The organism is Mucilaginibacter inviolabilis (genome assembly GCF_011089895.1).
In the GTDB taxonomy this organism is placed as follows: Bacteria; Bacteroidota; Bacteroidia; order Sphingobacteriales; family Sphingobacteriaceae; genus Mucilaginibacter; species Mucilaginibacter inviolabilis.
In genome coordinates, this window is sequence record NZ_JAANAT010000001.1 from 1100286 (window position 1) to 1113561 (window position 13276).

At 39.0% G+C, this 13276-nt stretch carries 16 protein-coding genes; 3 read left to right on the plus strand and 13 right to left on the minus strand.

Features of this window, described 5'->3' with window-relative positions:
* Positions 1 to 333, minus strand: a complete 333-nt coding sequence (locus tag G7092_RS04350; protein ID WP_166086562.1) for a cupin domain-containing protein — start codon at positions 331 to 333, stop codon at positions 1 to 3.
* A gap of 181 nt (positions 334 to 514) precedes the next feature.
* On the opposite strand from G7092_RS04350, the gene G7092_RS04355 reads away from it, so the two are divergent.
* Entirely contained in the window at positions 515 to 1408 is an 894-nt protein-coding gene (locus G7092_RS04355) for a DnaJ C-terminal domain-containing protein (RefSeq protein ID WP_166086564.1), read from the plus strand.
* Between the two features lie 15 nt (positions 1409 to 1423).
* Complete coding sequence (locus tag G7092_RS04360; protein ID WP_166086566.1) at positions 1424 to 1717, plus strand: chaperone modulator CbpM; 294 nt, start codon at positions 1424 to 1426, stop codon at positions 1715 to 1717.
* Positions 1718 to 1724: 7 nt separating this feature from the next.
* On the opposite strand, the gene tnpA is transcribed toward G7092_RS04360, so the two are convergent.
* The 8 genes from tnpA to kaiC form a co-directional block, all read right to left on the minus strand.
* Positions 1725 to 2186 carry an IS200/IS605 family transposase gene (gene tnpA / locus G7092_RS04365; RefSeq protein WP_166086568.1) on the minus strand — a complete coding sequence of 154 codons (462 nt, stop codon included), beginning with the start codon at positions 2184 to 2186 and terminating at the stop codon, positions 1725 to 1727.
* Between the two features lie 244 nt (positions 2187 to 2430).
* Entirely contained in the window at positions 2431 to 4113 is a 1683-nt protein-coding gene (locus G7092_RS04370; RefSeq protein WP_166086570.1) for a MutS-related protein, read from the minus strand.
* 230 nt (positions 4114 to 4343) lie between these two features.
* Positions 4344 to 4559 carry a hypothetical protein gene (locus tag G7092_RS04375; RefSeq protein WP_166086572.1) on the minus strand — a complete coding sequence of 72 codons (216 nt, stop codon included), beginning with the start codon at positions 4557 to 4559 and terminating at the stop codon, positions 4344 to 4346.
* A 27-nt stretch (positions 4560 to 4586) separates the two neighbouring features.
* Positions 4587 to 5363: an enoyl-CoA hydratase/isomerase family protein gene (locus tag G7092_RS04380; protein ID WP_166086575.1), complete on the minus strand. Its 777-nt coding sequence runs from the start codon at positions 5361 to 5363 to the stop codon at positions 4587 to 4589.
* A gap of 104 nt (positions 5364 to 5467) precedes the next feature.
* Complete coding sequence (locus G7092_RS04385; RefSeq protein ID WP_166086577.1) at positions 5468 to 7132, minus strand: PAS domain-containing sensor histidine kinase; 1665 nt, start codon at positions 7130 to 7132, stop codon at positions 5468 to 5470.
* The gene (locus tag G7092_RS04390; RefSeq protein ID WP_166086579.1) at positions 7132 to 7467 is read right to left on the minus strand and encodes a circadian clock KaiB family protein; all 336 of its coding nucleotides are present in this window, start codon (positions 7465 to 7467) and stop codon (positions 7132 to 7134) included. The genes G7092_RS04385 and G7092_RS04390 overlap by 1 nt, the downstream gene beginning before the upstream one ends.
* Positions 7468 to 7470: 3 nt before the next feature.
* Complete coding sequence (locus tag G7092_RS04395) at positions 7471 to 7764, minus strand: circadian clock KaiB family protein (RefSeq protein ID WP_166086581.1); 294 nt, start codon at positions 7762 to 7764, stop codon at positions 7471 to 7473.
* Positions 7764 to 9503, minus strand: coding sequence for a circadian clock protein KaiC (gene kaiC / locus G7092_RS04400; protein WP_166086583.1), 1740 nt, complete (start codon positions 9501 to 9503; stop codon positions 7764 to 7766). Before kaiC ends, G7092_RS04395 begins: the two co-directional genes overlap by 1 nt.
* 277 nt (positions 9504 to 9780) lie before the next feature.
* Here kaiC and G7092_RS04405 point away from each other — a divergent pair, with 277 nt between their 5' ends.
* Complete coding sequence (locus G7092_RS04405; protein WP_166086585.1) at positions 9781 to 10254, plus strand: ferritin-like domain-containing protein; 474 nt, start codon at positions 9781 to 9783, stop codon at positions 10252 to 10254.
* Between the two features lie 39 nt (positions 10255 to 10293).
* Here the strand turns inward: G7092_RS04405 and G7092_RS04410 are convergent, their stop codons facing one another.
* The 4 genes from G7092_RS04410 to G7092_RS04425 all read right to left on the minus strand — a co-directional run bounded on the left by G7092_RS04410 (position 10294) and on the right by G7092_RS04425 (position 13218).
* Positions 10294 to 10680, minus strand: a complete 387-nt coding sequence (locus tag G7092_RS04410; protein WP_166086587.1) for a hypothetical protein — start codon at positions 10678 to 10680, stop codon at positions 10294 to 10296.
* A gap of 149 nt (positions 10681 to 10829) precedes the next feature.
* The gene (locus tag G7092_RS04415; RefSeq protein WP_166086589.1) at positions 10830 to 11609 is read right to left on the minus strand and encodes a DUF6438 domain-containing protein; all 780 of its coding nucleotides are present in this window, start codon (positions 11607 to 11609) and stop codon (positions 10830 to 10832) included.
* A 49-nt stretch (positions 11610 to 11658) separates the two neighbouring features.
* Positions 11659 to 12291: an HAD family hydrolase gene (locus tag G7092_RS04420; protein ID WP_166086591.1), complete on the minus strand. Its 633-nt coding sequence runs from the start codon at positions 12289 to 12291 to the stop codon at positions 11659 to 11661.
* Between the two features lie 267 nt (positions 12292 to 12558).
* Positions 12559 to 13218 (minus strand): MBL fold metallo-hydrolase, encoded by a 660-nt coding sequence (locus G7092_RS04425; RefSeq protein WP_166086593.1) that lies wholly within the window; start codon positions 13216 to 13218, stop codon positions 12559 to 12561.
* Between the last annotated feature and the right edge of the window lie 58 nt (positions 13219 to 13276).

A 13276-nucleotide genomic window follows, 5' to 3' on the forward strand; every position in this document is an offset into this window, starting at 1 on the left:
TTAATATTTAAAATCCTCACGTACAGGGTCGAATATATCAATCAGCTTGCAATCGGTAATAGCCCTGCCCCCGTGTATTACATTGGGAGGGATAATGGCATACGTACCTGTATCCAGTATTTGCGATACGCCATCCACTGTTAATTCAAACTGACCCTCAATAACAAAGGCACATTGATGATTAATATGCTGGTGCATAGGTGATACAGCGCCAGCTTTTACCTCCAAAAAATTGATGGTATTGCCCGGGGTATGAATGATCTTGGAGAAGTAACCGGGTGTCATTTCCCGGGTCTCGATGTCTGCAAAATGATTAAATACTTTGTTATCCATGATAGTGTTTGAAGCCTTATGAAAGCTTAAACGTAAAAGTATAAAAATTACCTTGAACGCAGTAAGCCTTGTCGTTGTGTTTTGATCAGGTTACCGTCAGAATAGCAGGTAAAAAATACACGGGTTAAAACTAAGCCGTATATTTAAGGGTTAATAAATTATACTACATTCTACGCTTGATATGGCTTTTATTGATTACTATAAAACTCTGGGTCTTACTAAAACCGCCACCGATAAGGATATTAAAAATGCTTACCGCAAGCTGGCGCGTAAATATCACCCCGACCTTAATCCGGATAACGCGGAAGCCCACAAGAAATTCCAGGAACTTAATGAAGCTAATGAAGTGCTGAGCGATCCGGAAAAGCGAAAAAAATATGATAAATACGGTGAGAACTGGCAGCACGGAGAAGCTTATGAACAACAAGCCCGGCAACAACAAAGCCGACAAGGTAGTTATGGTGGTGGTGGTTTCGGCGGATTTACTGATGATGAAAGCTTCGGTGGTGGCGATTTTTCCGACTTTTTTAAATCAATGTTTGGTGGCGGAGGCAGCAGGCAAACTAAATACCGCGGGAAGGATCTGAATGCAGAGTTACAATTAAGTCTGCTGGATATCGCGGAAACTCACAAACGAACCTTAACAGTTAATGGTAAAAATATACGTATTACTATTCCTGCAGGCATCGAAAATGGGCAAACCATTAAGATAACCGGTCATGGTGGTGCAGGTGTAAATAACGGTCCGGCAGGAGATCTGTATATCAAATTTTCAATATCAGATGATCCCCGCTTTAAGCGTGACGGGCGCAATTTATATGCTACCATAAAGCTTGATCTTTATACCGCTGTGCTTGGCGGCGAAATTACCGCGGAGACATTGACCGGCAAAGTTAAGGTAAAGGTAAAGCCAGAAACGCAGAATGGTACCAAAGTGAAGCTAAAAGGCAAAGGTTTACCTGTTTATAAAAAAGAGAATGAGTTTGGCGACTTGTACCTTACTTATGATATCCAGATACCGGTTAACCTTACCGATCAGCAAAAGCAGTTATTTGAAGAACTTTCAAAGTCATGATATAAATTAAATAAGATGAAAACAGCGGATTTAATATCAATAAATGATTTTTGTTTGTATCATAACGTGGAGTATGCCTTTATAGAATCGCTATATGAGGCTGATTTAGTCAAAGTTACCCTGATTAATGAAACTACTTATATACCTGGCGAGGAATTGCGAAAACTGGAAAAACTGATTAATCTTTACCAACTGGATATCAACGTAGCCGGTATAGAAGCCATCAGTCATTTATTGCACCGCATGGAAAAAATGCAGAACGATATGCAAAGCCTGAAAAATAAACTGAGGTTGTATGAAAGTGAATAAGTGCCCCCTATTCTAGTGATCTAAAGATATATTGTTCATTATAGTCTATTTCGAAATGCTCAAGGAATGATTTATACTCTTCCAAGAAAGACTTTTTTCGATGATGCTCCTCTTGGTTTTCTATATATTCCGAAACATTTTTTATGTGTGAACGTGAATATGAAAAAGCTCCGTAACCTTCCTGCCATCGAAAAGTTAAGGTATTAAACTTTTCTTTATTTATCCATTCAGATGAGTCGCTTTTAATCATTCGCATCAAGTCTGAAAGCGATTGATTAGGTCTGAACCCAATAAAAAGGTGTAAATGATCTGGCATGCTATTTATGGCTATCATTTTATGTCCATTATTACTAATGATTCCAGTGATATATTGATGTAATTTTTCTTTCCATGAAGGAAGGATCAGAGATTGTCGAAATTTTACGGCGATAACGCATTGAATATGTATCTGGGTATAGGTATTGGGCATAAAATTGTATGAGTTGCATACCTACGGCATGCAAAATATTAAATTACTATTTCTACCGACATTTTGCTCCTATCGGAGCACTTTTTATTTTACAATCAGTGTTATTGGTGGTTATATTGGATATGGGAGTATATCGGAACTAGATCCGGTTTACAAAAATGCTCCGATAGGAGCAAAATGTCGGTAGAATTATGGTCGTTAGTAAAGAACTCGTGCCGTAGGTACGAAACTAAAATATGGTGACTTATTCCATGTACTTCAACATCATCCGCTCACTTACAATATTAGCATCTTCTATCACAGAATCCGGATATCCCATGGATTCTAATATGGCTATACCGTTACGGCTTTTGAGTAGGCCCTCTTTAAGCTTATAGTCAAACACCAGGACAGCCCCCGATTTTGAATCTTCGAAAGAATAAATAGCAAAATCTTCATCGAGTAATTCGGCCAGTTCCAGGTCATGAGTTGATACAAAAACAAAATTTTGATTAGCGGTGATATAGGATAATACCGATTTTGCGGCGGCGATACGTTCAATTGTATTGGTACCCCGGAAAATTTCGTCAATAATAACCAGGCTTTTTACCTGTTCAACCTCGTTGCTGCGGCTCATAATAGTGAGTATGGATTGTGCCTGAGCCTGGAAATAGCTTTTTTGCTCTTCTATACTATCACTGGTTTTGATGCTGGTCTGTATCTTTAAAAAAGGTGCTTTATATTCCTTTGTGCAGCTCGTGAATAAAGTTTGAGCCAACAGGGTGTTAACAGCTATAGCCTTAATAAAGGTTGTTTTACCCGACATGTTTGAACCCGTTATCAAAGCGCCTTTATCAGCACGGGTATACAGCGAATTGGTAACACATTTATCAATCAACGGATGATAAAGATCGGTGATGTTCATTTGTGCATCTGTGTCGATAAACTGGGGCTTATTGTAATAAGGCAACCCATCTCTTACCGATTGGATAGCTACCAGCATATCAATTTCTGCAACGTATTGATAAATCTGCTCGATATCTTCCCGATACTTTTCAATATGCTTTATGGAGCTGGCGTAGATGCGGGGTTCTAATAAAAATAATGTTTTAACGAGTTGAAAAACGGCGTAGCTCAAATCACCGGCCCCATTAATCAGCTTGCTTTCTAAGTTAATAATACTTAAAGATCGTTTTAGCCCCAGCAAATTTTTTAAACTGTTCTTCACAGATTCATTATCCTCCAATCCGGAGTTTTTTACCAGCCATACCGCTACATTATGCATGATAAGCAATTGGGGCAGTGAGTTGGTATAGGCGCTTATTTTTTTCTTGTTGGCATAATGTAAAACCACATTATAACCCACAAAGAACAATAGTAACAGGATACTGATGGGGTTAGGGTAAACAATTAGTGACGCGATCAGGGCAATGATCACCAATGGTACAAACCTGATATAGAAATTCATGATAGGCACAAACAGTGATTCATGAGTTTTTAAAAACAGATCGGCAATATAATAGGCGTACGTGTTGTTGAGTTTTGATAGTTGCAGTTCAATCAGCTCGCGGTTGGGTTTATCTTGATTGATAGCCTCAACCTTAGCATCAAGCTCCAGTAGTTTTTCAAGGTTTGTTTCGGGGAAATGCAGCTTTTTATATAGATATTGTTTCCCGGGCTTGGAACTTGTTCTGTCGATATAGTTAAAAATACTTTTAAGATCGATATCTTCTGCGGTAACATCTGATAACCTATCCCAGCTTTTATCGGCATTTAAATAGGTTTTAATCAAGTCGAAATTGCGCCTGGTATTTACGGGCTTACCCCATTTACTTTTTATTTTATCAAGCTTTTTTTCTTCGGCCCGTAGTTTACCGTAATAAGAGCTTATCAATGAAAAACCCAGAACGATGGCCAAAAATAGCAGTGTAAATAAAAAGTAATACATGCCTTAAAAATAAAAAAAATATACTAAACCTCAAGTAGTATTTATAGTCTATAAATATAAAATAACTAATAACTACAGTGTTAACTTAAGTTTTTGAATTATGAAACTCATCAAATTTTCAGTCATAGTTTTTGCATTACTATTTTCAGTTCAATTTGTAAAAGCTCAAAGTATATCCGTAGGCGCTTCATTTGGTTATGGTTACCCGCATTCACGAGTGGTAGTTGCGTCTAATTATCCGGCATATGGTTATTATGACCGCCCTGTATATTACGGTTATGCCCGCAGGGTTTATTATAATCGCCCATATTATTATCCAGGCCGTTATTATGCCCGCCCTGTTTATTACAGAGTACACCGTCATTACGGGTGCTGGTAAGCACTCTATAAGAAAAGAAACGCCCGGTTATTACCGGGCGTTTCTTTTTTAAAACGAGTTGGAACAACTCCTTGAGAATAACTCAAACAGTGTTTTATCTGTTGCCGCTCAAAAAGCGTTGTAATGCCTGTTGGGTGAACTCTGAAAGTACCAGTTCGCCACTAATGGCTGCGCGTTGGGTTAATAGTTCGTCCCAGTCTTCTGTGCCTTCCCACAGGATTTGTTTTAGTCCGGCGAGGGCATCGGGATTATAGGAGGCTAGCTTTTCTGTAAGCTCCACTACAGCTGAGTCGAGTGAAGCAGTATCTTCATATACGTCATTATACAGGCCATGTTCATGCGCCCATTGAGCAGTTTGAAAATCAGAGGCCCTGATGGTTAACTGGGAAAATGCAGATAAACCAACTTTACGGGTTACCGCCGGCGATATTACAAATGGCCCTATACCGATAGCCAGTTCACTTAGTTTGATAGAAGCAAAGCTGGAAGCCAGGCAATAATCGGCCGCAGCTGCAAGCCCCACTCCTCCTCCAACTGCCTTGCCCTGAACACGGGCAACAATTATTTTAGACGATTTACGGCAGGCATTGATTACTTTGGCAAAGCCCGAAAAAAAGAGCGCCCCTGTTTCCTTATCTTTTATTTCCACCAACTCATCAAAACTGGCTCCGGCACAAAACGTACGATCACCGCCACTCTTCAAGATGATCACCTTTACTTCCGGATCATTACCCATCTGTGTAATATACCCCGCAAGATCATTTAAAAGAACAGTTGGCAGGGAGTTTTGGGCAGGATGAGAAAAGCTTATGGTTGCAATACCGTTTGAACTCTTTGAGAAAGTCACGTTACCATTATCAGTAGATGGCATAATTTTGAGGTTTATTTTAAGATAATGCAGTGATTTAGTAATCACCAATCAGCCCAATATCAGAAGTATTTAGTTTACCTGCAATTTTGGTTTAAAATAGTTTGTCAAACAACTAAGGGTAATTCAAAGTAAAAGGTAGCCCCTTTACCTAACTCACTCTCTACCCCTATTTTACCCTGATGATTATTAATGATTTCGGCACTGATATACAGGCCCATGCCCAGACCGCTTGTCATAAACTTTTTATCTTCAACCCTATAAAAACGTTCAAATATCCGCTCTATCTGTTCTTCAGATAAACCGATGCCATAATCGCTTACCGATACGCGTACCACATTAGCATTTATGGTGGTTTTCAGAATGATTTTCTTGTCGGCAAGCGAATATTTTACGGAATTATTTATAAAATTCATCAAAACCTGCTCCAACCGTTCGGCATTACCCGTAATTAGGATATCAGGTTGCAGCTGACTGTCAAACTCATATAGTGGATAAATGTGTTTTGAGTTTTCGGTTACCTGTGCCATAAGGTCAGACAAGTTAACTTCGCCCATGGCATATTCAAGTCTCCCAGCCTGTATTTTACTCACATCAAGCAAATCATTGATAAGGCGCTGCAACTTATTGATAGCTACGCTTGCTTTTTCGATATACTGCTTTACTACAGGCGGTACTTCTTCCCTCTTATAGGAAGTGATGAGCTGCAGATACCCTTTTAAACTGGTTAATGGCGTGCGGAGCTCATGGCTGGCAATGCCGATAAATTCATCCTTACGATCCATTTCCCTTTTTTGATCTTCAATATCCGTAGCTGTACCTACCCAGAAAATAATTTCGCCCTTATCATCCCTCAAAGGAACGGCCCGGTTCAGGTGCCAGCGGTAGGTGTTATCCCATCTTTTGTACCGGTTTTCAACCTCAAATATATTGCCCGTTTTTAAAGCCTCAATATACTTATCTAAGGTATTGGGCAGGTCATCCGGGTGTACTACATGCTGCCATCCCCAGCCTACAGTATCGCCATAGCCACGGCCAGTATAGTTATACCATTGCTGATTATAAAAGTCAACCTCACCGGCTGGCAAGTTTGTCCAGGTCATTTGCGGTATATTGTTGGCCAGTAGTTTAAAATGTTCGCGGCTTATCAGCAGATCATTGGTTCGGGCTCTAACCGTATCTTCCAGTTCATTATTGAGCTTTTCTGCCGCGTTTTGGGCAGCCAGTAGCTGTTCGTTTTTTACTTTTAGTTCCCATTCAGTCTCTTTTTGACTGGTAAGATCGGTTAAGATCAAACTTAAGGCAGTGCCCTCATCCAGGTCAAGTGTAGTGCAGGAAAGCAGACAGGGCGTAAGTTTTCTGTATTTATCGGCCAGTAATATTTCGCCTTTGCAATCTTCCTTCCACCCTTTAAATATGAGCTCATTAAATTTCTCTCCTGATATTTCAGGAATAAAAAAGGCAAAGTTTAGTCCAATTACCTTTTCTAACGGCAAATTCATCATGGTGGCAAACCGCGAATTACTGTACAGAATAGTTCCTTCTCGATTCAAGGTAACCGCGCCTTCATTCATCTTTTCAATAAAAACGCGATAAGTTTGGTCGGCTGTTTTTAAAGTATATAATTGGTGCCCTTCAGCGTCTTTTACAATAAGCGCATCAACCTGGCCGGTACGAATGGCGTCAATGGTATCATTGGCTTCCTCCAGCTGTATCCGAAGTTCTTCGTTTTGCTGCAGTAATTCTTCATATGTATATTTAGCCAGTTCCATTAATTTTCTGTTTGTAAACCAAGACCTTTTAATACTTTACCCGTATTGGACATATCACCAATGAGCCTGCGTTCCATACCTGGCGCTTTTTTGATAAGCATGGGTAAAGCGATGATCTGCTCATATTCAACAATTAGCGGCTGTTGATAAACATCTACTATCTCCAGGTCATAATTACCTTTTAAATGGGTTTCGCAAATATCTTTGAGATTGGTTATAGCCCGCGATGAATTTGGAGATGCACCCGTTACAAACAGGCGTAAATGATACATCTGCTGTTCCTGTTCATTTAAATAGTTATCCTCAGATAAAGATGATTGATCCTTTTCGGCCATTTTTTATAGTTTACGGGGGCGTATATCTAATCCCACCAATACTTTTTCTTCATTTGACAGATCCCCGATTATTTTACGGATAGGCTCCGGAACTTTGCGTACCAATGTGGGGATAGCAAATATCTGGTCGCCTTCGGCCAATTGAGGTTTTACTAAAAGGTCAATCACTTCAATAGAATATTGGCCTTTTAAATGTTCTTCACAATATTTTTTAAGATTAGCTAAAGCACTTACAGATTTTGCTGTTTTGCCCGCAATATATAACCTTAATTCATAATTTATAACTTCCGCTTCCATTACTTTTTTTTCTTTATCGGACTTTCTTCTTTTACCCCTCTTCTCATTTTCGTGATCTCATCCCGGTTTTTGTCCATTATTTGTTGTTTCAATTCGTCTTCATAATAAATCCTGTTCAACTCTTCTTCTACCGATTCGAACTCAGCTTGTAAATTGGATATCTTGGCTTCCAGCATTATCCGTTTACGCATAATTTCCTTGTCTTTTCGGGATACGGCAAAATCGCGTAATGCTACACCGGTTTTTTCTTTAAGTTGTTGTGCCTGCCGTGCCGATCCTGTTAATACACCTTCCGGTCCCAGGTAAACATCAACAAGATCAAGGCCTTTATCGGTAATAATAAATTCACGCACTTGGTTAGAGTGTTTCATACCGCGCGATTTCATGATATATAAACCACGGTTACGCTCGCCATTATGTTCAATATCGCGCACCAACATCCAGGTATCAACCAGCGATGATACGCCTTCGTCCGTTTGTTCATTTACCACGGTGTTAAGCGATAAAGCTGTGAACATAACCGTAATTTGCTCGTTTTGTAAAAAATCTATCAGCCGTACCAGCATCGATTTTACTTCACTTACAGATCCTACAGTGATCAGATTGGTTATCGGATCCAATATTACTGTATCTGGTTTAAATTGCTTTATCAGTTTGTAGATAGCTACCAGGTGCATCTCCAATCCATAAAGTGTTGGCCGTGAAGCATGAAATCGCAATAATCCGTTATTAACATAAGGCTGCAGATCGATATTAATCGATCTCATATTGCGAATGATCTGGTTCGGAGATTCTTCGAAAGCAAAATAGAGGCATTTCTTTTTCTGTTTGCAGGTTTCGGCAGCGAAATAAGCTCCAATACTGGTTTTGCCGGTTCCGGCAGTTCCGGAAACCAGGATGCTGCTGCCTTTAAAAAAGCCCTGACCACCGAGCATATCATCCAATGCCGGGATACCAGATGAAACTCTTTTTGAAGAAACGGCTTTTTCTAGTCCTAAGGATGTTACCGGTAACACAGAAATGCCATCCTCATCAATTAAAAATGGATATTCGTTAGTTCCGTGTTGAGACCCCCGGTATTTTACAACGCGAAGACGGCGGGTTGATATCTGGTTGATAACGCGGTGATCAAGCAGAATAACACAATCAGAAACATATTCTTCTAAGCCCTGACGGGTTAATGCCCCGCCATCTCCCTTTTCGCCGGTGATAATAGCAGTGACGCCTTTATTTTTTAAAAATGTAAAAAGCCGGCGCAATTCGGCACGCAGTATGGTTTGATTATTAAGGCCTGAAAAAAGATTTTCAAGGGTATCTAATACCACCCTTTTAGCTCCGATGCTGTCAATGGCGTGGCCTAGTCTGATAAACAATCCTTCCAGATCATATTCACCGGTCTCCTCTATTTCGCTACGGTCAATATGTACGTGATCAAGCTTAACTTTTTTCTCTTCCTGTAATTTATATAGATCAAAGCCGAGCGAGGCTACATTCATAGCTAACTCGTCTGTTTTTTCTTCAAAGGCCATAAAAACCCCCGGTTCATTAAAGAGTGTAACTCCGCGAACTATAAATTCAAGCGACATCAACGTTTTACCGCAGCCGGCTTCTCCGCAAATAAGTGTTGGCCTGCCGGTAGGTAAACCACCATCTGTTATTTCATCAAGTCCGTTAATGCCCGTCGGTGTTTTGGGCAATGTTTTAAAATTGGTTTGCTGTTTTTTATGTGATTTAGTCATCGTAAACAAATGTTTTTTCAAGTGTTGATCAACTCAAGCCTCAAAATTATAGTGTGTTTTCATGTCAAATGGTTAATAAATACTTATTGGGCTCAAATTGTTTTAATCACTTAATTTATGATAGCTTCATTAACGCAATTTGATACTATTGGTTTTTAACAGCAAAAAAACTTTACTCTAAATTTGAATATTGTTAGATATTTAAACAGGTTCATTTACCTCAATTAAAAAAACATTAACTCACTTGTTATGTTTATTAGTTATAAAAATAATAATCATGGGAGTTTTACAACACGTACAACATCAGATATCGTCGCTTAACGATCTGATCAAAATAAATAACGACCGTATAGCGGGTTATGAAAAAGCCAATGAAAGTACTAATGAAGCAGGCCTGAATTTGCTTTTTAAAGAATATATAGACCAAAGTAAAAGCCATGTTTCGGATTTGAAAGAGTACATTCATGTTTTGGGGGGTGATCCTACTGATGGTACTACTTTATCTGGAAAACTTAATAATACCTGGATAGATGTTAAAGCGGCTTTTGGAAGTAAAGACAGACATAGCATATTGGTTGATTGTGAGCGCGCCGAAGATGTTATCAAAAAAGCATACAGAGCAGCATTAGATGACAAAGAACTGATCTGGGAAGATCAGCAGGTTGTATTTATCCTCAAAAAGCATTTGGAAAGCTTAATAGTTGCCCATGATACCATTAAAGCTTTGCGTGATTCGGAAGTCAGTGCATAGTATGCTGCACTGACACAATTAATGGATTAAGCCGGAAGATTATTGACTAACCGGCTTTACCGAAATAATACTATCTACAACAAATACGCTTACACCGCGCCAAGGTAATGCGTGCAAATACTCTTTGTAATGTAGCTCAAGGAACGAACCTGTGCTACTGTTTAGTTTTTGTGCTACTTTCTCATCAGTAACCGAAAACATAAATTCGTTGGAGGAGATATTACCACCGCCCTGTGGTGGCGTTTTTATACCACTTTGTATTAAACGGCCCTCGTAGGTTTTAAACATATATCCCTTTTTTACAAAGTAATTCATAGTGCCAGCCTTTGCGCCTTCGCCAAAAACAAAGAAATAACGTTGATAAGTAAATCCGGCGATCAATACTAGTATTACGATTAAAATAATTGCTTTGGTACGGCCTTTCATATAGATATATTTTTATCTAAACTACAAAATAAAAATAAGAGTCAGGAATCAAGAATTAAGAATCAAGAAAAACAACAATAGTAGGATAATATTGCTATAAGAAAAGTACTTCCTTGTCTTAATTCCTGATTCTTATCTCTTGATTCTCATCAATTATTGCCAGCTGGAGTAAGCTTTACGTTTTTATAAGATGAGAGCATGAACTTTACCAGGTCGATAATATTTAGCGGAGGCTCGTTGGTATTGATGCTTAGTTTCTTTTTACTGTCAACAAAATCAATGGCGAAGTAATAGTTAGGCGCGTCAACCACCTGATTGCCCTGCTGCCAGTCGTTCATTTTTTTTAGCTCACTGTGTTTTAACCAATAATTTAAAGTGTCCAACTGAGTTTGACTTAATTTTCCAGTATAATCACCCTTATAAGGTGTAGCATGTTCACCAGCTTTTAAATGATAATCGCCATTGGGCCATATCTCAATACCCAACTGCGGGCAATCTCCAAAACAGGTGGAAGATAAGAAATAGATTTTGGCAAACCTGATATTCTTATCATAACTGTTTTTAAAGTTGAAGAATTCATAAGTAATAGTACCGGCCAGTTCGATAGCATTTGGTTCAACAGCTTTTAAATATATGCGATTATAGTCGGCGTGCCTGATCAGGAACTTAAAATCAGTCCGTCGTTGTTTCTTGAAATTGTCGGCACTGCTTCTGAAGATGTCTGACAAGATTAGCGTATCGTTCACAATGGCATAATGGTCTTTGACCCCGGCGTTACCCACAAAATTGTAGTATACTTTCTTGTCGGCAAAGTATAGGTGACCCAAATCCTTTGTTATCCATCGTTCGGCATCCAATTGTACTTTTTGAGCAAATAATGAGCCCGGGATTAACAAAAATAACAGCAGGGAGAGTTGACGTTTTACCATTGGGGTTATACTTTTAGGAGCAAATGATTTTGGCTAACGTTTTAAAAACTCACAAACTCATATAATATTTCGTTAATGATTTAAAATCATCAAACTTCAGAGCATAATCGTCTGTTTTGCCAAAGCCATAGCTCACAAATATAAATGGTATCCCGGCCATACTTGTCTGCTCAGCGTCACCATTGGTATCACCTATATAAACCGGGTGTTTTAAATGATGCTTATCAATCAGCAATTGCATGTTATGGTGTTTGGGCATATTGTTTTGCCCATAGGCTATAGAGTCGGTAATGTCATCCCCTATTTTGGCCCAGCTGATAAATAGCGGGATAATACCCACAGCACAATTGCTGAGTATAAAGATTTTGTATTTTGTGGTTAATTGCTTAATCCCCTCGGTTACCCCATCATACATGATGCCACCACTGGTGGGGAGTATCTGCCTGCGGGTTTCATTTACGTCCATGTAAATGCCTTGAGCCTTATCGTCATCAAAATCGGGCATAAGAACCTTGGTTAGTTTTTTACCTTCCATGCCCATTAACTGCATCAGGTCGTTTCGACCGATAACGCGTTGAATACTCATTTTTTCAAATACAAGGTTCCAGGAGTTGGCGTAGGTGTCAACGGCATCCCAAAGGGTTCCGTCCATGTCAAATATCAGGCTGTCGGGTTTCTGCATATAAGCAATCTTGTTTTCTGCTAAGATGTAAAATTTACACCAAGCATAAAACAGAAGTTCATGTTTTCTTCATTATTTATCTTCACCTTAGCAGTGTGATAAGGTTAATGTGGGCCAGCTTAGCAGGAGGTTGGTTCCATAGGGCCTCTACCGTAAAAGGTAGGGGCTTTTTTTATTTTACAACATTTTATTTGATAAATATATAGAACCGGAGTCTGAGTATGACTTCGGTTCTTTTGTTTGAATAGAGTTATTGTAATTTGATTATCAGATAGTTAAACTATTTCCAATTTGATAGATCTCATGGAATTTAATGCCTAGCTTATCAAAATGCTTCACATAAGCGGCGTAGCGTTTCTGAATAAAGAATGTTTTAGCGTATCCATCATGAACGGGCAATATCTGGCGGGGATTTAACTGATCGGCAAATGCAGTTATCATTACTTCACTGGCAAATGGGGCCATAGTTACCATGATGAGTAATTCTATATCTTTGAATTTCAATAGATTATCTTCCATAGAATCGACCGGGTGCAGCACTTTGTCATTTATGAGGAAGCCCGTCATTTGCGGTAAAGGGTTATCCATGATCAAAGCATGCTTTACCGGGAAGGCCTGCAGTTTAAATGGGCCAAAGTGTTCAATGCCTTCTTCCAGGAGAGCATATTTTACTCCCGCTTTCTTTAATTGCTCACCAACCTGGCTATTAGTTAGCACTTGCGCACCGCTAAAATTTATAATTTTCTGTAAAATATCTATTACAAAATGATCTGGGTGGATATGTGTGATCACAATAATGTTGACGTCGGCGAACATTTCTGGAGTTACCAGGCCTTCAATAAAAGAAAAATCGCCCGGATCAAATAAAATTTTATAACCATCGAGCTCAAATACAAGACACGAATGGAGATATTTTGATATTTTCATAATTTTTAAATTAGTATCAAGTAGCTAGTATCAAGTATCTAGATTTTTGAATGTGTTG

What these genes read in the sequence shown, in the direction of transcription:
- G7092_RS04350 (WP_166086562.1), bottom strand. Translation starts at nt 333, where the DNA reads ATGGATAACAAAGTATTTAATCATTTTGCAGACATCGAGACCCGGGAA.
- G7092_RS04355 (WP_166086564.1), top strand. Translation starts at nt 515, where the DNA reads ATGGCTTTTATTGATTACTATAAAACTCTGGGTCTTACTAAAACCGCC.
- G7092_RS04360 (WP_166086566.1), top strand. Translation starts at nt 1,424, where the DNA reads ATGAAAACAGCGGATTTAATATCAATAAATGATTTTTGTTTGTATCAT.
- tnpA (WP_166086568.1), bottom strand. Translation starts at nt 2,186, where the DNA reads ATGCCCAATACCTATACCCAGATACATATTCAATGCGTTATCGCCGTA.
- G7092_RS04370 (WP_166086570.1), bottom strand. Translation starts at nt 4,113, where the DNA reads ATGTATTACTTTTTATTTACACTGCTATTTTTGGCCATCGTTCTGGGT.
- G7092_RS04380 (WP_166086575.1), bottom strand. Translation starts at nt 5,363, where the DNA reads ATGCCATCTACTGATAATGGTAACGTGACTTTCTCAAAGAGTTCAAAC.
- G7092_RS04385 (WP_166086577.1), bottom strand. Translation starts at nt 7,132, where the DNA reads ATGGAACTGGCTAAATATACATATGAAGAATTACTGCAGCAAAACGAA.
- G7092_RS04390 (WP_166086579.1), bottom strand. Translation starts at nt 7,467, where the DNA reads ATGGCCGAAAAGGATCAATCATCTTTATCTGAGGATAACTATTTAAAT.
- G7092_RS04395 (WP_166086581.1), bottom strand. Translation starts at nt 7,764, where the DNA reads ATGGAAGCGGAAGTTATAAATTATGAATTAAGGTTATATATTGCGGGC.
- kaiC (WP_166086583.1), bottom strand. Translation starts at nt 9,503, where the DNA reads ATGACTAAATCACATAAAAAACAGCAAACCAATTTTAAAACATTGCCC.
- G7092_RS04405 (WP_166086585.1), top strand. Translation starts at nt 9,781, where the DNA reads ATGGGAGTTTTACAACACGTACAACATCAGATATCGTCGCTTAACGAT.
- G7092_RS04410 (WP_166086587.1), bottom strand. Translation starts at nt 10,680, where the DNA reads ATGAAAGGCCGTACCAAAGCAATTATTTTAATCGTAATACTAGTATTG.
- G7092_RS04415 (WP_166086589.1), bottom strand. Translation starts at nt 11,609, where the DNA reads ATGGTAAAACGTCAACTCTCCCTGCTGTTATTTTTGTTAATCCCGGGC.
- G7092_RS04420 (WP_166086591.1), bottom strand. Translation starts at nt 12,291, where the DNA reads ATGCAGAAACCCGACAGCCTGATATTTGACATGGACGGAACCCTTTGG.
- G7092_RS04425 (WP_166086593.1), bottom strand. Translation starts at nt 13,218, where the DNA reads ATGAAAATATCAAAATATCTCCATTCGTGTCTTGTATTTGAGCTCGAT.